Source organism: Variovorax sp. RKNM96, from assembly GCF_017161115.1.
GTDB lineage: Bacteria > Pseudomonadota > Gammaproteobacteria > Burkholderiales > Burkholderiaceae_C > Variovorax.
Genome location: NZ_CP046508.1, coordinates 1,030,291 through 1,045,251, shown reverse-complemented (window position 1 = coordinate 1,045,251; position 14,961 = coordinate 1,030,291). Strand labels below are relative to the sequence as shown.

At 68.5% G+C, this 14,961-nt stretch carries 17 protein-coding genes; 2 read left to right on the top strand and 15 right to left on the bottom strand.

Going from position 1 to position 14,961, the window contains the following annotated elements:
• Window positions 1–25: 25 nt before the first annotated feature.
• The 11 genes from GNX71_RS04785 to GNX71_RS04735 all read right to left on the bottom strand — a co-directional run bounded on the left by GNX71_RS04785 (window position 26) and on the right by GNX71_RS04735 (window position 10,296).
• Entirely contained in the window at window positions 26–1,246 is a 1,221-nt protein-coding gene (locus GNX71_RS04785; protein ID WP_206177262.1) for a class I SAM-dependent methyltransferase, read from the bottom strand.
• 16 nt (window positions 1,247–1,262) lie between these two features.
• Window positions 1,263–2,201, bottom strand: a complete 939-nt coding sequence (locus GNX71_RS04780; protein ID WP_206177261.1) for a tyrosine recombinase XerC — start codon at window positions 2,199–2,201, stop codon at window positions 1,263–1,265.
• Window positions 2,185–2,820, bottom strand: a complete 636-nt coding sequence (locus tag GNX71_RS04775) for a YdcF family protein (protein WP_206177260.1) — start codon at window positions 2,818–2,820, stop codon at window positions 2,185–2,187. Before GNX71_RS04775 ends, GNX71_RS04780 begins: the two co-directional genes overlap by 17 nt.
• Window positions 2,817–3,512 carry a DUF484 family protein gene (locus tag GNX71_RS04770; RefSeq protein ID WP_206177259.1) on the bottom strand — a complete coding sequence of 232 codons (696 nt, stop codon included), beginning with the start codon at window positions 3,510–3,512 and terminating at the stop codon, window positions 2,817–2,819. Before GNX71_RS04770 ends, GNX71_RS04775 begins: the two co-directional genes overlap by 4 nt.
• Window positions 3,509–4,393, bottom strand: coding sequence for a diaminopimelate epimerase (gene dapF, locus GNX71_RS04765; RefSeq protein ID WP_206177258.1), 885 nt, complete (start codon window positions 4,391–4,393; stop codon window positions 3,509–3,511). Before dapF ends, GNX71_RS04770 begins: the two co-directional genes overlap by 4 nt.
• 76 nt (window positions 4,394–4,469) lie before the next feature.
• Window positions 4,470–5,291 carry an alpha/beta hydrolase gene (locus tag GNX71_RS04760; RefSeq protein WP_206177257.1) on the bottom strand — a complete coding sequence of 274 codons (822 nt, stop codon included), beginning with the start codon at window positions 5,289–5,291 and terminating at the stop codon, window positions 4,470–4,472.
• Window positions 5,292–5,344: 53 nt separating this feature from the next.
• Window positions 5,345–6,925 (bottom strand): MFS transporter, encoded by a 1,581-nt coding sequence (locus GNX71_RS04755; RefSeq protein ID WP_206177256.1) that lies wholly within the window; start codon window positions 6,923–6,925, stop codon window positions 5,345–5,347.
• Window positions 6,918–7,325, bottom strand: a complete 408-nt coding sequence (locus GNX71_RS04750; protein WP_206177255.1) for a DoxX family protein — start codon at window positions 7,323–7,325, stop codon at window positions 6,918–6,920. The genes GNX71_RS04755 and GNX71_RS04750 overlap by 8 nt, the downstream gene beginning before the upstream one ends.
• Window positions 7,325–9,217, bottom strand: a complete 1,893-nt coding sequence (locus GNX71_RS04745; protein WP_206179346.1) for an amidohydrolase — start codon at window positions 9,215–9,217, stop codon at window positions 7,325–7,327. Before GNX71_RS04745 ends, GNX71_RS04750 begins: the two co-directional genes overlap by 1 nt.
• A 101-nt stretch (window positions 9,218–9,318) precedes the next feature.
• Window positions 9,319–9,612: a DUF1427 family protein gene (locus GNX71_RS04740; protein WP_206177254.1), complete on the bottom strand. Its 294-nt coding sequence runs from the start codon at window positions 9,610–9,612 to the stop codon at window positions 9,319–9,321.
• 30 nt (window positions 9,613–9,642) lie between these two features.
• Window positions 9,643–10,296, bottom strand: a complete 654-nt coding sequence (locus GNX71_RS04735) for a hydrolase (RefSeq protein WP_206177253.1) — start codon at window positions 10,294–10,296, stop codon at window positions 9,643–9,645.
• A 172-nt stretch (window positions 10,297–10,468) separates the two neighbouring features.
• Between GNX71_RS04735 and GNX71_RS04730 the strand changes: the two genes are divergently transcribed.
• Window positions 10,469–11,380 carry a LysR family transcriptional regulator gene (locus GNX71_RS04730; protein ID WP_206177252.1) on the top strand — a complete coding sequence of 304 codons (912 nt, stop codon included), beginning with the start codon at window positions 10,469–10,471 and terminating at the stop codon, window positions 11,378–11,380.
• Between the two features lie 12 nt (window positions 11,381–11,392).
• Here the strand turns inward: GNX71_RS04730 and GNX71_RS04725 are convergent, their stop codons facing one another.
• Together GNX71_RS04725 and GNX71_RS04720 are read right to left on the bottom strand one after the other, a co-directional pair.
• Entirely contained in the window at window positions 11,393–11,734 is a 342-nt protein-coding gene (locus GNX71_RS04725) for a hypothetical protein (protein ID WP_206177251.1), read from the bottom strand.
• A gap of 23 nt (window positions 11,735–11,757) precedes the next feature.
• Window positions 11,758–12,387, bottom strand: a complete 630-nt coding sequence (locus GNX71_RS04720; protein WP_206177250.1) for a 2-hydroxychromene-2-carboxylate isomerase — start codon at window positions 12,385–12,387, stop codon at window positions 11,758–11,760.
• Between the two features lie 79 nt (window positions 12,388–12,466).
• On the opposite strand from GNX71_RS04720, the gene GNX71_RS04715 reads away from it, so the two are divergent.
• Window positions 12,467–13,675 (top strand): MFS transporter, encoded by a 1,209-nt coding sequence (locus GNX71_RS04715; RefSeq protein ID WP_206177249.1) that lies wholly within the window; start codon window positions 12,467–12,469, stop codon window positions 13,673–13,675.
• Here GNX71_RS04715 and GNX71_RS04710 read toward each other — a convergent pair.
• Both GNX71_RS04710 and GNX71_RS04705 read right to left on the bottom strand, forming a co-directional pair.
• The gene (locus GNX71_RS04710) at window positions 13,662–14,390 is read right to left on the bottom strand and encodes an anti-sigma factor (RefSeq protein ID WP_206177248.1); all 729 of its coding nucleotides are present in this window, start codon (window positions 14,388–14,390) and stop codon (window positions 13,662–13,664) included. The two genes, GNX71_RS04715 and GNX71_RS04710, sit on opposite strands and share 14 nt — an antisense overlap.
• Window positions 14,387–14,911 carry a sigma-70 family RNA polymerase sigma factor gene (locus tag GNX71_RS04705; protein ID WP_206179345.1) on the bottom strand — a complete coding sequence of 175 codons (525 nt, stop codon included), beginning with the start codon at window positions 14,909–14,911 and terminating at the stop codon, window positions 14,387–14,389. Before GNX71_RS04705 ends, GNX71_RS04710 begins: the two co-directional genes overlap by 4 nt.
• Window positions 14,912–14,961: the final 50 nt, after the last annotated feature.

Here is a 14,961-nt window from a genome sequence, read left to right as displayed (position 1 = left end):
CCACTGAGTTGCGTTGCCGAAGGGGTCAAGCGGGTTTTCTGACCACCACCAGGCCCTTCAAGTACTCCCCTTCCGGGAATTCGATGGTCATCGGGTGGTCCGGGGCCACGCCGAGGCGTTCGCTGATGTAACCGTCCACGTTCGCGTCCAGCCCGGCCGAGGCCACGATCTTGTGGAACAGGTCGGCACTGATGCCGCCCGAACACGAAAAAGTCAGCAGCACGCCGCCCGGCTCCAGGATCTTGAGTGCGAGGCGGTTGATGTCCTTGTAGGCCCGCGCCGCGCGCTCGGCATGTGCCGCCGTGGGCGCGAACTTCGGCGGGTCGAGCACGATGGCGTCGAAGGTGCGGCCCTGGTCGACGAACTCGCGCAGCACCGTGTTGACGTTGGCGTCGAGAAACTCGGTCTTCACGCCCGAACCTTCGCCGCCGAAACCGTTGAGTGCGATGTTCGCTCGCGCGAAGTTCAGCGCCGGCTGCGACGAATCGACCGACACCAGCTCGGCCCCGTCGAGCGCACCTGCGGCCTTGAGCCCCGCCAGCGCCGCGACCGTGAACCCGCCCGTGTAGCAGAAGCAGTTGAGCACGCGCCTGAAGCGCCGGTGCTTCGCGAGCTCGGCAAAGCGCTGGCGGCTGTCGCGCTGATCGAGGTAGAAGCCGGTCTTGTGGCCGGTCGCGATGTCGAGCGAGAGCTTCCAGTCGTGCTCGCGGATCGTGATCTCGGTGGCGCCCTCCCCGCGCAGCCATCCGGTAACGGGCTTGAGGCCCTCGCGCTCGCGGCCGCTGGCGTCCGAGCGCTCGTAGAACTTCGTGAGCCCCGTGGCCTTGAGCAGCGCATCGACCAGCACGTCCTTCCAGCGCTCGACGCCGGCCGATAGAAATTGCGCGACCAGCGTGTCGCCGTAGCGGTCGACGATCAGCCCCGGCAGGCCATCGGCCTCACCATGGATCAGTCGCACGCCGTCGCTCTGCAGGTCGAACAGGCCCCGAGCCCGCACGGCGCGCTCGCACACCGATGCGAGGAACGCCGCATCGATGCGCTGCGTTTCCACGAAGCTCCAGGCCCGCGCGCGGATCTTGGAGATCGGGCTGAACGCCGCCCACGCGAGGAACGCGCCGTCGTGCGATTCCACGCGCACCGTCTCGCCCGAGTCGGCACCGCCGCGCGCAATGGCGGATTCGAAGACCCAGGGATGGCGGCGCTGCATCGAGCGCTCTTTGCCGGGTTTGAGGCGAAGGGTTTTCATTTTTTTACTTGCTTGCTTACTTGTCTTTGTCGGTCCGGGCCTTGGCACGGGGATGTGCCGCGTCATAGACCTTCGCCAGATGCTGGAAATCCAGCCGCGTATAGACCTGCGTGGTCGCGATGTTGGCGTGGCCCAGCAACTCCTGCACCGCGCGCAGGTCGCTGCTCGACTGCAGCACATGGCTCGCGAACGAATGCCGCAGCATGTGCGGATGCACGGGCGCCGCGAGGCCGGCCTTCAGGCTGCGCTCGCGCAGCAGCTTCCACACGGCTTGCGACGACATCCGCGCACCCTTGGCGCTGACGAAAAGCGCCGGCACCACTCGGTCGCCGCGCACGTCGAGCCATTCCTGCAGCGCCTCGGCCGCCTTGCCGCCCACCGGCACGATGCGGCGCTTGCTGCCCTTGCCGAGCACGTTGGCTTCCTTCGCGTCGAGATCGACCCAGCCGAGCGCCGTGTTGCTCGCCTGCGCATCGAGCCCCGTGAGCTCGCTCACGCGCAGGCCGCAGCCATAAAGCAGTTCGACGATGGCGCGGTCGCGCGCTTCGATCCACGGGTCGGCGTCTTCGTCGTGCAGCTCGGCGAGCCGCACCGCATCGTCCACGCCCAGCGCCTTCGGCAGCGGCCGGCCGGCCTTGGGGGCGTGCACGTCCTGCACCGGGTTGAAGCCGATCAGCCCTTCATGCCCGAGCCAGCGGTAGAAGCTGCGCCAGCACGACAGCACCAGCGCAATGCCGCGCGGCTCGCGTCCCGCGCTGTGCAGCTTGGCCATCCAGCGGCGGATGTGGGCGGTCTGCACGCGGTCGAGCGGCAGATTGGCCTCGGCCGCGTTTTCCTTCAGCGCCTGCAGGTGGAAGGCGTAGAGCTCGACCGTGCGCGCCGCGAGCCGGCGCTCCACGCGCACATGCTCCAGGTACTTCGCGATCCAGTCCGCCGGCTCAGAAGAGATAGCCATGGCCGGCATTGTTGATGATGGCCGCCGGCTCGCGCAATGCGCCCTTGAACAGCATGCCCCAGCGCCGCCAGCACGAGGTCGGCGCGGCGGCGTATTGCACGTCGAAGGTCTGGTCGAAACCGCTCATGCGCACCAACCGCTCGACGCGCCAGAGGTGATACGGCTCCGACACGATCACCACGCTGCGCACCCCGGCCGCCTGCAGCAGCGGGCGCGAGAGCGAAAGATTCAGCCGCGTCGAGGTCGATGCGGGCTCCTGCAGCATCGGCCCCGCAAAGCCCACGCCCTGCGCGTGCTGCTGCATCACATCGGCTTCGATGCGCCCGTCTTCCTTGTCCACACCGCCCGTGAACACCAGTTGCTTCACCCGCCCGGCCTGCGCCAGCGCAATGCCCGTGTCGACACGCCCCGTGAGACAGGGATTCGGCTTGCCGTCCAGATACGCCCGGCTCCCCAGGATCAGCGCCGCATCGGCGGGCCTTTGCGGCGGGTTGTCCAGCACCTCGTCGGCGCGCTGCCAGATGACGACGGCGATCGCCGCATAGACCAGCGCCAGAACCAGCAGCGCGCCGAGAAGCGCGACCTGCCACGGCCGGCGCAGCCAGCGCGGCCGGTTCAAGGACGCAGCCGCGAGAGCCCGCCCGAGGCCAGCTCGGCGATGCGCTCGAGAAAGTCGGTGCCCATCTCGGCGTTGAAGCGCTGCGCGTCGGGCGACGCCAGCACCAGGAGGCCGAAGGCCGGCGATTCGGCATCGGCGCGCAGCGGAATCAGCGCGATCGACAGCGCCGCCTGCGGCTCCGGCAGCCAGTTGGCGGCCTCGAAGCCCGAGTTCAGGCCGCAGTACGGCGAAGTGAGCGAGGTGGCCAGCGCCTTCACGTCGTCGCTCACCCACTGGGCATAGGCTTCGTTGAGGTATTCGCTGCTGCAGTCCCACACCTTGATGGCCGTCTGCGGCACCAGGAACAGCGACTGCAGGTCGACCGCAATGCGGTACGGCAGGCTGCGCGGGTCGCGCGTGGTCAGCAGGCCACTGGTCCAGCGCTGCAGCCGGTCGGCGATGACCACGTTCTCGGTGCCGTGGCGCACCATGTCCATCAGGCGATGCTCGAGCGCCTTGATCTTCTCGCGCAGCATCTCGGCCTGGCGCTCCTGCAGGCTCACGGCGCGGTTGCCGTGCGGACTGGTGAGCTGCACCTGCGCCAGCAACTGGGCATGGCGCTCGAAGAAGTCGGGCGTGTTCGCCAGGTAGTTGGCGATGTCGTCTTCGGTGATCGGGTTCATGGCGTCGTTGTCGTGAGTGAATGAGGTCATGGCTGCTCCGCGAGGTCGGGCACGTCGATGTCGCCCTCGAACACCGTCGTGGCCGGGCCCGTCATGAGCACCGGCTGGCCCTCGCCCTGCCATTCGATCGTGAGGATGCCGCCGTGCGTCTGCACGTCGACGCGTCGGTCCAGCAGCCCGAGCCGGATGCCCGCCACCACCGCCGCACAGGCGCCGGTACCGCAGGCCAGCGTTTCGCCGGCGCCGCGCTCGAACACGCGCAGCCTGATGTGGGAGCGGTCGACCACCTGCATGAAGCCCGCATTCACCCGCTGCGGAAAGCGCGGGTGGTGCTCGATCTGCGGGCCTTGCTCGGCCACCGGGGCGGTATCGACGTCGTCGACCACCTGCACCGCATGCGGGTTGCCCATCGAGAGCACCGCGACCGAAACGATGGCGCTGCCGGCGCGAGTGCCCAGGGCCAGGTGCCACTTTTCCCACGAACCATCGGGTTGCGCATCGAGCCCGGCGGTGTCGAAGGGCACGCGCGCGGCCTCGAAGACCGGGGCGCCCATGTCGACCGTCACCCGGCCGTCGGCGCCCATGCGCGGCTCGATCACGCCGGCCAGCGTCTGCACGCGCACTTCGGACTTGTCGGTGAGCTTGTGTTCCTTCACGAAGCGCATGAAGCAGCGCGCGCCATTGCCGCACTGCTCGACCTCGCCGCCGTCGGCGTTGTGGATCACGTACTGGAAGTCGATGCCCTCGGCCGGCGACGGGCGCACGGTGAGGATCTGGTCGGCGCCGACGCCGAAATGGCGGTCGGCCAGGAAGCGGTACTGCGCGGCCGTGAGGCCCAGCGTGCCGCGTGTTTCGTCCAGCACGACGAAATCGTTGCCGGCTCCCTGCATCTTGGTAAAGCGGATTCGCATCGGGGGATTATCGCCACCGGCGCCGCCCTTCGGGCGGAAAGGGCCGCAGGGCACGGCCCTTTCCGCATGCCTTGCCTCAGCCCTGGATGAACGCCAGCAGGTCGGCGTTCACCTGCGCCGCATGCGTGGTGCAGGTGGCGTGCGGCGCGCCGGCATACACCTTGAGCTGGCTGCCTTCGATCATTTCGGCCGCCAGCTTGCCCGTGGCCTCGAACGGCACGACCTGGTCGTCGTCACCGTGAATCACGAGCGTGGGCACGTCGATCTTCGCCATGTCGGGGCGGAAGTCGGTCTCGGAGAACGCCGTCACGCAGTCGATGGTGGCCTTGATCGAGGCCTGCAGCGCGATCTGCAGCGTCTGCTTGAACACACCCTGCGACACCTTCGCGCCAGGGCGGTTGGTGCCGTAGAAAAGCGTGCTGAAGTCGTCGAGGAACTGCGGCCGGTCGGCGGCCAGCCCGGCGCGGATGCCCGCGAACAGCGGGGCGTCGGGGCCCACCGGGTGGTCGGCCGTCTTCATGAAGAGCGGCGTCACGGCGCTGATGAGCGCGAGCTTGGCCACCCGCGCGCTGCCCTTGCGCGCGATGTAGCGCGTCACGTCGCCGCCGCCCATCGAGAAGCCTGCGAGGACCACGTCCTTCAGGTCGAGCTTCTCGATCAGCTCGGCGATGTCGTCGGCGAAGGTGTCGTAGTCGTAGCCGGTCCAGGGCTGACTCGAGCGGCCAAAGCCGCGGCGGTCGAACGCGATGGTGCGGTAGCCGCGCTCGGCGAAGAACAGCATCTGGGCGTCCCACATGTCGGCGCTCAGCGGCCAGCCGTGGCTGAAGAGAATGGGCTGGCCGCTGCCCCAGTCCTTGTAGTAGAGCTCGGTGCCGTCGCGAAGGGTCAGTGTTGTCATGGTTTTTCCGTGTGGTTGATGAAAGGGTGAAAGGGTGAAAGGGTTCGCGCCGCTCAGAGCGCCAGGAAGTGGTGGACCTCGGGCTTGTCCGGCCCGATGTGAAAGCGCAGCGCCTCGGCCTGCAGGTCGGCGTCAGCGTGCGACACGCGGTGGTGCTGGCGCAGGTGCTCGGCCCAGGATTCGACGAGGAACCACTCCATCACGCGCTCCGCATCCGCTGTGTGCTCGTGCACACCCCAGGCGTAGGCCCCGTCGCGGCGGCGCTCCAGCGACAGCCGCTTCATCGCCTCGAGGAACACCGGCCGGTCTTCCTTGCGGATGCGGTACTCGACCTGGATCATCACCGGCCCGCGGTCGTGCGCCACGGGCTCGGCCAGCAGCGGTTCGGGCCAGTGGTTCGAGGCCTGCAGGTCGGCCTCGCCGGCGGGCAGCCGTACGCGATGGAAGACGAGCCCCATCACCACCAGCCCCACCGCCCCCGCCACCAGCGTGAACGGCACGCCGACCTGCTGCGCGATCAGGCCCCAACCCAGGCTGCCGGCCGCCATCGCGCCGTTGAACACCGTGAGGTACACGGCCAGCCCGCGCCCGCGCACCCAGTTCGGCAGGATCGACTGCGCCACCCCGTTGAGCGTGGTGAGCGCGATGATCCAGCCCAGGCCCAGCAGCAACATCAGCAGCACCGCAAGCCATTGCGGCGGCGCGAAGACCAGGCCTCCCATCACGGCGGCGCTGAGCAGCGAGGCCAGCAGCAGCATGCCGTCGGCGTCGAGCCGTGCGCGCAAGCGCGGCATGACCAATGCACCGGCAATCGCGCCCGCACCCACCGCGCCCAGCAGGACGCCGTAGAAGCCGGCCGTGCCGCCGAGCATCTGGCGCGCCACCAGCGGCAGCAGCGCCCACACCGAACTCGCGAACAGGAAGAACACCGCCGCGCGCAGCAGCACCACATGCAGTTCCTTGCTGGCCCGCGTGTAGCGCAGGCCGGCACGGAAGGCGCCGAGGAAATTCTCCGAAAGCCCGCTGTCCACGGCCGCCGGCCGCTTCCACCACAGCAGCGCCGCGATCACGAACACATAGCTCAGCACATCCAGCCCGTAGGTGGCTGCCGCGCCGAAGCTCGCCAGAATCAGCCCGCCGGCCGCCGGCCCGATGGAGCGCGCGATGTTGATGCCCAGCGAGTTCAACGCCACCGCGCTCTTCAGGTCGCTGCGCGGCACCAGCTCCGGCACGATCGACTGCCAGGTCGGCCCCATCAGCGCCGCACCGATGCCGCCCACGAAAGTCAGCGCGATCAGGTATTGGACGGTGAGCGAGCCGGTGTGCGACAGCACCAGCAGCGTGCCGCTCACCGCGCCCAGCAACACCTGCACGAAGATCAGGAAGCGCCGCCGGTCCAGGATGTCCGACAGCACCCCCGCCGGAATCGCCAGCAGGAAGATCGGCAGCGTGGCCGCCGTCTGGATCAGCGCCACCGCCGTCGGGCTCGCCGAGAGGTCGGTCACCAGCCACGAGCTGGCCACGTCGCGCATGAAGCTGCCGATGTTGCCCAGCACCGTGGCGGCCCACAGCACCGCAAAGACCGGCTGGCGCAGCGGCGCGAAGGCGCCGGCGGCTTTTTGGGGTTCAGACATGGGCACGCTCTTTCAGGTCGAGCCAGGCGACGAACAGGAAGCCGCCGACCAGGCCCAGGTGTTCGAAGAAGGAGTTGGCGGCCATGAAGCGCTCTTGCCCCATGGGCATCTCCCAGAAACGCAGCGCGACGAAGGTCGCCATCAGCGTGAAGCCCCCGAGCGCGAGCGCGCCGAGCCAGCGCCAGAAGCCGGTGAGGATCAGCGCCGCGGCGCCCAGCTCCAGCACGATCACTGCCACGGCCAGCGGCCCTGCGGGCGACAGGCCGAAGTGGTTCATCTCGCCGATGGCTGCGTTGAAATCCATCGCCTTGTTCAGCCCGCCCTGCAGGTAGGCCGCGCAGAGCAGCAACAAGGCGACCCAGCGCACGGCGGGTGAAAGGGTCCAGTGCATCGTCTTCATCACACCGCCCAGCAGGCGCAGCCGAGCGCGCCCCAGAAGCTCTTCAGGTCGGCAATCGGCAGCTTGCTGCTCCAAGCCGTCGCGTGCTGGTGGCCGTGCACGTTGCAGTCATTGGCACAGGCGCAGGCGGCGGCCGCGTTGCGCATCACCTTCTGCAGGGGCGCACCTTCAGCCGTGTCGGCCCAGCCGGCGTAACCACCGAAGGTGCGTGCGGGCGACCAGTCGGGCATGGCCGGTGGCAGCGTGCCTTCGTCGTGCGCGGCGAACGGACCGGCGCCGTAGACCACCTTGCCACCCACCATGGTGAGCAGCGCGGTCGTGTCGGCGATCTCCGATTCGGCACACGCGAAGAAATCGCGGTCGGGCACCACGAGGTCGGCGAGCTGTCCGGCCTCGATGCGGCCCTTCTTGCCTTGCTCGTTCGAGAACCAGGTGACGTTCTCGGTCCACATGCGCAGCGCGCCTTCGCGGTCCAGGCAATTGCGCTGCGGGTAGAGCTGCATGCCGCCCACCGTCTTGCCCGTGACCAGCCACGACAGCGACACCCACGGGTTGTACGAGGCCACGCGCGTCGCGTCGGTACCGGCCGAGACCTTCATACCCTTCTCGAGCATGCGCTTGACCGGCGGCGTGGCCTCGGCCGCGCCGGGGCCGTAGCGTTCCACGAAATACTCGCCCTGGTAGGCCATGCGGTGCTGCACCGCCACCCCGCCGCCCAGCGCGGCGATGCGGTCCATCGACTTCTCGGAGATCGTCTCGGCATGGTCGAAGAACCAGTTCAGGCCCGCGAGCGGCGTGTCCTTGTTGACCTTCTCGAAGACGTCGAGCGAGCGGCTGATGGTTTCGTCGTAGGTCGCATGCATGCGCCACGGCCAGCGGTTCTGCGCCAGGATGCGCACCACGCCTTCGAGTTCGCCTTCCATCTCGGGCGCCATGTCGGGGCGCGGCTGGCGGAAGTCTTCGAAGTCGGCAGCAGAGAACACAAGCATCTCGCCCGCGCCGTTGTGGCGGAAATAGTCGTCGCCCTGCTTGTACGTCGAATTCGCCGTCCAGTTCAGGAAGTCTTCCTTCTCGGCCTGGGGCTTCTGGGTGAACAGGTTGTAGGCCAGGCGGATCGTGAGCTGCCCGTCGTCGTGCAGCTTGCGGATCACTTCGTAGTCGTCGGGAAAATTCTGGTTGCCGCCGCCCGCGTCGATGGCACCGGTCACGCCCAGGCGGTTGAGCTCGCGCATGAAGTGGCGCGTGGAATTGAGCTGGTAGTCGAACGGCAGCTTCGGCCCCTTGGCCAGCGTCGCGTAGAGGATGGCCGCATTCGGCTTGGCGAGCAGCAGGCCCGTGGGGTTGCCGGCGCTGTCGCGCACGATCTCGCCGCCGGGCGGCGCGGGCGTGTCCTTGGTGTAGCCCACGGCGCGCAGCGCGGCGCCGTTGAGCAGCGCACGGTCGTACAGGTGCAGGATGAACACGGGCGTATCGGGCGCCACCGCGTTGAGTTCGGCGATGGTCGGCAGGCGCTTCTCGGCGAACTGGTGCTCGGTGAAGCCGCCCACCACGCGCACCCATTGCGGCGCGGGCGTGATCGCCACCTGCCGCCGGAGCATGGCCATCGCATCGGCCAGGCTGCGCACGCCGTCCCAGCGCAGCTCCATGTTGTAGTTGAGGCCGCCGCGAATGATGTGCAGGTGGTTGTCGATCAACCCCGGCAGCACGCGCTTGCCCTGCAGGTCGATCACGCGGGTGTGGCTGCCAGCCAGCGGCAGCACGTCTTCGGCGCGGCCCACGCGGGTGAAGCGGCCGTCCTTGATGGCCACCGCATCGGCCGTGGGGTTGGAACGGTCCAGCGTGGTGAAGCGGCCGTTGCGCAGGATGAGGTCGGGGGTATCGGTGTGGGCCATGGTGTCGGAGAAAGAAGCGGCGGCAAGGCCGGGGGCTGCGAGGGTGGCGCCGAGCGCGCCGAGCAGGCGACGGCGCTTCGGATCGGGGTGTGCGGGGGATGTCATGCGCTGTGCCGGTCGGACGGCGAGGCGTTGGCGGCTTTCACCGCGGAAGGCTGGGCGCACTTGGGCAGCTCGCCGAACACATGCGGCTTGACCTGGTGCTGCAGCCACGAGGTGGCGGTCGCCGGCGGGGCGATGAAGCTCTTGATCAGCGGCGGGATCTGCTCGCCGAGCAGGATGCCCAGGAGCCCCACCAGGGCGATCACCGGCGGCGCCGGCGAGCGCACCTGGAAGAGCGCATAGATCACGCCGACCAGAAGGCCGAGGGCGAGGGAAACGACATAGGGCTTCATGGCAGGCGCTCTCTTTCTTTCTTCGTCCGCTCAGCCTTCGTGCGCGCCGAACATGCTCTTGGCGTAGTTGATGCCGATGCCATACGCGCCGCCCACCTTCTTCGCGATGCCGGTGGTCAGCTCGTAGGTGTCGCCACGCGCCCAGTCGCGCTGCAGCTCCAGCAGGTATTGCAGCGAGGTCATCGGCCGCGCGCCGGCCTGCACCATGCGGTCCATCGCGCGCTCGTGCGCCTCGGTCGACACGTCACCGCAGGCGTCGGCGATCACATACACCTCGAAGCCCTGGTCGAGCGCCGAGAGCGCCGGGCCCACGATGCACACGCTGGTCCACAGGCCCGCCAGCACGATGCGCGGCTTGCCGATTTCATTCACGCGGTCGATCACGGCGGCGTCTTCCCAGGTGTTCATCGAGGTGCGGTCGAGCATCTTCTGGCCCGGGAAGGCGTCGGTGATCTCGCTGAACATCGGGCCCGAGAAGCTCTTCTCGGCCACCGTCGTGAGGATGGTCGACACCTTGAAGCCGGCCGCGGCCTGCGCCACCAGCGCCGCGTTGTTGCGCAGGTTCACCGCATCGATCGAGTGCGTGGCAAAGGCCATCTGCGACTGGAAGTCGATCATCACGAGCGTGTGGTCTGTGGGGGTGAGCAGCTTGGAACCGGCGGTCGGGGTGGCTTTGATGGACATGGAAATACTCCTTTTGTTTGAACAGACGATCGATTGGATTCACAATTGCTTTCGGAGGTAATCTCCTTGGCATGGGCTGAATCATCTGGTTCCGAACCCCTGTCATCGACGAAACTTTTCATCGTCAATCATCGAAGTTTTCGATCATTCCTTTTTCACGGAGAACCGCCGCGTGCTCAAACTCAGCCTGGAAGCCATCGAGGTCGTCGACGCCATCGCGCGCCACGGCTCCTTCGCCGCCGCCGCCACGCGCCTGAACAAGGTGCCCTCCACCATCTCGTACGCGGTCGGCAAGCTCGAGGAGCAGCTGGGCATGCTGCTGTTCGAGCGCAACGGCCCGCGCGTGACGCTCACCGCCGTCGGCGAAGAAATGCTGAAAGAGGGCCGCTGGCTCCTCAGCGCCGCGAGCGACCTCGAATCGCGCATGCGGCAGATCGCCACCGGCTACGAGTCGGAACTTCGGCTGGTGCACGACTCGCTCATTCCCACCGAGGCGCTCATCGACGACATCCGCGCGTTCGAAGACCTGCGCTGCGGCACGCGGCTGCGCGTGGGCTGCGAGGCGCTCACCGGCAGCTGGGAGGCGCTGCGCGAGGGGCGCGCCGACATCGTCATCGCCGCGGGCGAAGGCCCGGCCGGCGGCGGCTACCAGGCGGCGACCGTGGGCAGCCTCGAGTTCGCGTTCTGCGTCGCGCCCACGCACCCGCTCACGCGGCTGGGCCGGCCGCTGCAGCGCGGCGACCTGCTCGACTGCAATGCCATCGTGGTGGGCGACAGCGCCCGCACGCTGTCGGATCGCACCGTGGGCCTGCTCGCCGGCCAGCCCCGCATCACGGTGCCGTCGATGGCCGCGAAGGTCGCCTGCCAGGTGGCCGGTCTCGGCCACGGCTTCCTGCCGCGCGCATGCATCGCGAACGAACTGAAACGCGGCACGCTGGTGGAACTGCCGACCGAGGAGCCGCGCGCGCCCGAAGCGTTCTGGCTCGCATGGAAGACCGGTGCGCAGGGGCAGGCGTTGCGCTGGTGGCGCGAGCGCATGAACCGCACGCTGGTGCCGGCGTTGTTGCCGCGGTCGTTCCTGTAGGAGGTTGAAGCCCTACGCCGGCGTGCCCGGAAAATCTGCGACGAAGCCACTGCCCGTCGGGTATCGCGTGAAGAACCACATCGAGGCCGCATCGTCCAGGCGAACATTGAACAGCTTCTCCCCACCCTCCACCAGCCTCAGGCCATAGGCACGGATGCGGGCCTCGACCTCGTCGAGCAGCGAGAGCACGCAGCCATCGACCAGCGCGTTGTATTCATCGATGAGCGCGACCAGTTCCGCGGGGAAGCGGTTCTCCAGGATCCGGCCGAAGAAGCAATACGGGATGTCTTCGTCGGGCCGGTAGTCGATCACGGCAAACACCTCGCCGTCCTTCGACGCAATGCGGTCGATCATCGCGACGGCCTTTGCGAGCGCGTTCAGCCCGCCGCGCGCAACTTGTCCAGCGCCCGGTCGAGAAACGCCAACCGGTCCTGCCCCCAGAACCGCTCGCCATTCAAGATGAACGTCGGCGCCCCGAACACGCCCGCTTCCACCGCCTCCGCACTGTTCGCGCGGTACACCGCCAGCGTCTCGGCCGCCTGCTCCAGCGCCTGCAGCGAGGCGCCGTCGTAGCCGTTCTCGTCGGCGACCGCGATGCGCACGTCGGCCTGCGAGGTGTCGCGCTCCTCGGCCCACAGCGCGCGCAGCAGCGCGTGCGAGAGCGGCTGCGCATCGAGCCCCTTGAGCTGCGCGGCGATCACCATCCAGCCCGCGTACTTGTTCCAGTTCGGATCGCTGGGCGCGCCCTTCGGGTAGTGCGCGGGCGCCAGGTTCATCGGCATGCCGAGGTAATCGCTCCAGCGCGCCAGTTCGAGCGCGTGGTACGTGCGGCGCGGCTCGGGGCGGGTCTTGAGCGGAATGCCGCCGGTCTGCGGCACCACCGCCTGGAAGTCGTAGGGCTTGAGCGTGAGCCGCACGTGGTGGCGGCGCACGATGTCCTGAAGTTGCGGGCCGCCCAGGTAGGCCCAGGGGGAGGAGAGGCTGTAGTAGCAGTCGAGCGCGATCATGTTTCGATTATCTTCAGCGCATGCCCGCCCACCCTGCGCCCCTCACCCTTTCGCCTTCGGGGTCGGCGCCTGCGCAAAGATGAAATTCCCCGCGTTCCTCTTCTCGCTCTTCGTCTCCCGGCTGGCCGACCAGATGCTGCTGTTCCTGGTGCCGCTCGTGGTGTTCCAGGTGACGCAGAGCGTGGCGTGGTCCGGCTACGCCTTCGCGGCCGAGACCTTTCCGCGCTTTCTGTCATTCCCCGTCTGCGGCGCGCTGTGTGACCGCGTCTCGCCGCTCAAGCTCCTGCGCGGCAGCCAGATCTTTCGCGCTCTGGTGTGCCTGCTCGGCGTGCTGGGCAGCGAGGCGCTCGGCGGCATCGGCTGGCTCGTGGGCCTCTCTGCCGTGTGCGGCGTGCTCACCACGCAGGGCGTGATGGCCCGCGAAGTGATGCTGCCGCAGATTGCCAACGGCCACCGCTTCGACCGCGTGCTGGCCCACGCGCAGACCGCCGAGCAGACCGGCATGGTGCTCGGCCCGCTGGTGGCGGCCGCGCTCTTTGCGCACTGGCCCTGGCAGGCCGTGGTCGGCGCGGCGGCGGCGCTGTTCCTGCTGGCCGATGCCGCCACCGCGTACTGGCGGCACGGCAACCCGGTGCCGCTGCTTCATGAACCGCACGCCGAGCCGGGGCACTTTCTGCGCCCCATCCAGACCGCCCTCTTGCACGTGCTGCGCCTGCCCGGCCTGATGCGGCTCACCGTGGTGACGGCGGGCGTCAACCTCGTCATCGGCGTCACGCTCGCCTCTTCGGCGGCGCTGGTCACCGGGCTCTACCAGCGCTCGGCCAACTACTACGCGGGCCTGCAGATGCTGGGTGCCGTCGCCACCGTGGTCGTGCTGCTGGCCATTGCGCGCGGTGCGTTCGCGTTGCGCAAGATGGGCGTGGTGTCGTTCCTGTTGATCTTCGGCGGCGGCGTGCTCACCGCCATCAGCCCCAACCATTGGGGCTACGCGCTGGGCTTTTTGCTGGTGACCGGGTTCGACAAGATGTTCAGCATCTACATCCGCGTGCACCGGCAGAAGATCATTCCCGCCAAGGACTACGGCAAGACCACCGGCGTGATCGTGCTGCTCAACAACCTGAGCCAGCCGGTGGCGGGCTTGCTGGTCGGCGCGCTGGCCGGCACGGCGCAGACCGGTTGGGTGATCCTTGCGCTGTGCTTGCTGATGGCTGCCCTCGGCATCGCCGCCGTGATCAGCCACCGGGCATCGGCTGCAGCCGCAGCAGCCTCTTCCGCTACATCACCTTGACCGCACGCCCGATGAACTGGATCGGCCCGGTCGGCCGGTCGATCGGCGAGCCGTTCTCGGGCTCCAGCGTCAGCTCGAAGAGCTGGTTGGGTTCCAGCGGCGGCAGCTTGTCGATGGGAATGCGCAGCGTCTGGCCCTGCTGCTTGACGAGGCCGAGCGACACCGGCCCGCGCCACTGGTCGGCCTTGGTCCAGAACTGCAGCGTCTTCTGCGGCGGTACCTCGAAGGTGCCCAGCGGCACGAGGTTGAGCTGACGCGACGAATTGGCCTGGATCACCCAGCCCGGCGACTTGTTCTCGGGTGCCACCAGCACCACCATGTACTGCGTGGCCGGCGGCGCCCCGACGCGCGTGACCACCACCGCGAGCAGCAATGCCGCCGTGGCGAAGCCGCCCGCGGCCAGCCCGCGCCAGAGCTTGAGGTTGTTCCACCAACTGACGACGCCCGCAGCCTGTGCCTTCGATGCCTTGCCCAACCCATCGACGCTGCGCTCGATGCGCGTCCACAGCGAAGGCGACGGATCGACCGGCTCCGCCAGCGCCGTGAGCGGCTGCAGCCGCGCCTCCCACGCGCGCACCGCTTCGCGCAGCGCCGGCTCGCTGCGCATGCGCACCTCGACCGCCGCACGCCCGGTGGCCGAGAGCGTGCCCAGCACGTACTCGCCCGCCAGCCCGTCGATGTCGTTGATGTCTTCTTTGTCTTCAGCGGTGCTCATCCCATGCACTCCCGCAGCGCGCGCATGCCGCGCTGGATCCAGGCTTTCACCGTGCCCAGCGGCGTCTGCAGCCGTTCGGCGATTTCGCCATGCGAGCAGCCTTCGACGTACGCATAGAGGATGCAATCGCGCCGCGCCGGCTCCAGCCCCGAGAGGCAGCCGTGCAGCCGGCCGAGATCGGCGCGCAGCTCGAACGGATCGCCCGCCGCCGCATACGCCGCGAGCGAGGCCTGGTCGTCGGCCGCAACGGCCGCGTCCTCGTCCAGGCTCACCTGCCGCGCGCCGTTGCGCACCATGTTCAGCGCCGCGTGGCGTACCACGCTGTAGACCCAACCCCGGCCTTCGCCGAGTGCGGGGTTGAAGCTCGCCGCCCGCTGCCAGATGCTGATGAAGGCATCGTGCAGCACGTCTTCGGCCTGCTGGCGCTGGCGCACGATGCGCAGCGCCACGCCCATCAGGTAGCGGCTCTCACGCTGGTAGAGCTGCTGCAACGCCGTACGGTCGCCGCGGGCGCAGGCCATGAGCGCGGCGTCGTAGTCGAAGGGGGCGGCGGTGGATGTGGGGGGCGACA

What these genes read in the sequence shown, in the direction of transcription:
- GNX71_RS04735 (WP_206177253.1), bottom strand. Translation starts at nt 10,296, where the DNA reads ATGTCCATCAAAGCCACCCCGACCGCCGGTTCCAAGCTGCTCACCCCC.
- GNX71_RS04720 (WP_206177250.1), bottom strand. Translation starts at nt 12,387, where the DNA reads ATGATCGCGCTCGACTGCTACTACAGCCTCTCCTCCCCCTGGGCCTAC.
- GNX71_RS04725 (WP_206177251.1), bottom strand. Translation starts at nt 11,734, where the DNA reads ATGATCGACCGCATTGCGTCGAAGGACGGCGAGGTGTTTGCCGTGATC.
- GNX71_RS04785 (WP_206177262.1), bottom strand. Translation starts at nt 1,246, where the DNA reads ATGAAAACCCTTCGCCTCAAACCCGGCAAAGAGCGCTCGATGCAGCGC.
- GNX71_RS04715 (WP_206177249.1), top strand. Translation starts at nt 12,467, where the DNA reads ATGAAATTCCCCGCGTTCCTCTTCTCGCTCTTCGTCTCCCGGCTGGCC.
- GNX71_RS04760 (WP_206177257.1), bottom strand. Translation starts at nt 5,291, where the DNA reads ATGACAACACTGACCCTTCGCGACGGCACCGAGCTCTACTACAAGGAC.
- GNX71_RS04755 (WP_206177256.1), bottom strand. Translation starts at nt 6,925, where the DNA reads ATGTCTGAACCCCAAAAAGCCGCCGGCGCCTTCGCGCCGCTGCGCCAG.
- GNX71_RS04745 (WP_206179346.1), bottom strand. Translation starts at nt 9,217, where the DNA reads ATGGCCCACACCGATACCCCCGACCTCATCCTGCGCAACGGCCGCTTC.
- GNX71_RS04705 (WP_206179345.1), bottom strand. Translation starts at nt 14,911, where the DNA reads ATGGCCTGCGCCCGCGGCGACCGTACGGCGTTGCAGCAGCTCTACCAG.
- GNX71_RS04710 (WP_206177248.1), bottom strand. Translation starts at nt 14,390, where the DNA reads ATGAGCACCGCTGAAGACAAAGAAGACATCAACGACATCGACGGGCTG.
- dapF (WP_206177258.1), bottom strand. Translation starts at nt 4,393, where the DNA reads ATGCGAATCCGCTTTACCAAGATGCAGGGAGCCGGCAACGATTTCGTC.
- GNX71_RS04750 (WP_206177255.1), bottom strand. Translation starts at nt 7,325, where the DNA reads ATGAAGACGATGCACTGGACCCTTTCACCCGCCGTGCGCTGGGTCGCC.
- GNX71_RS04740 (WP_206177254.1), bottom strand. Translation starts at nt 9,612, where the DNA reads ATGAAGCCCTATGTCGTTTCCCTCGCCCTCGGCCTTCTGGTCGGCGTG.
- GNX71_RS04770 (WP_206177259.1), bottom strand. Translation starts at nt 3,512, where the DNA reads ATGACCTCATTCACTCACGACAACGACGCCATGAACCCGATCACCGAA.
- GNX71_RS04780 (WP_206177261.1), bottom strand. Translation starts at nt 2,201, where the DNA reads ATGGCTATCTCTTCTGAGCCGGCGGACTGGATCGCGAAGTACCTGGAG.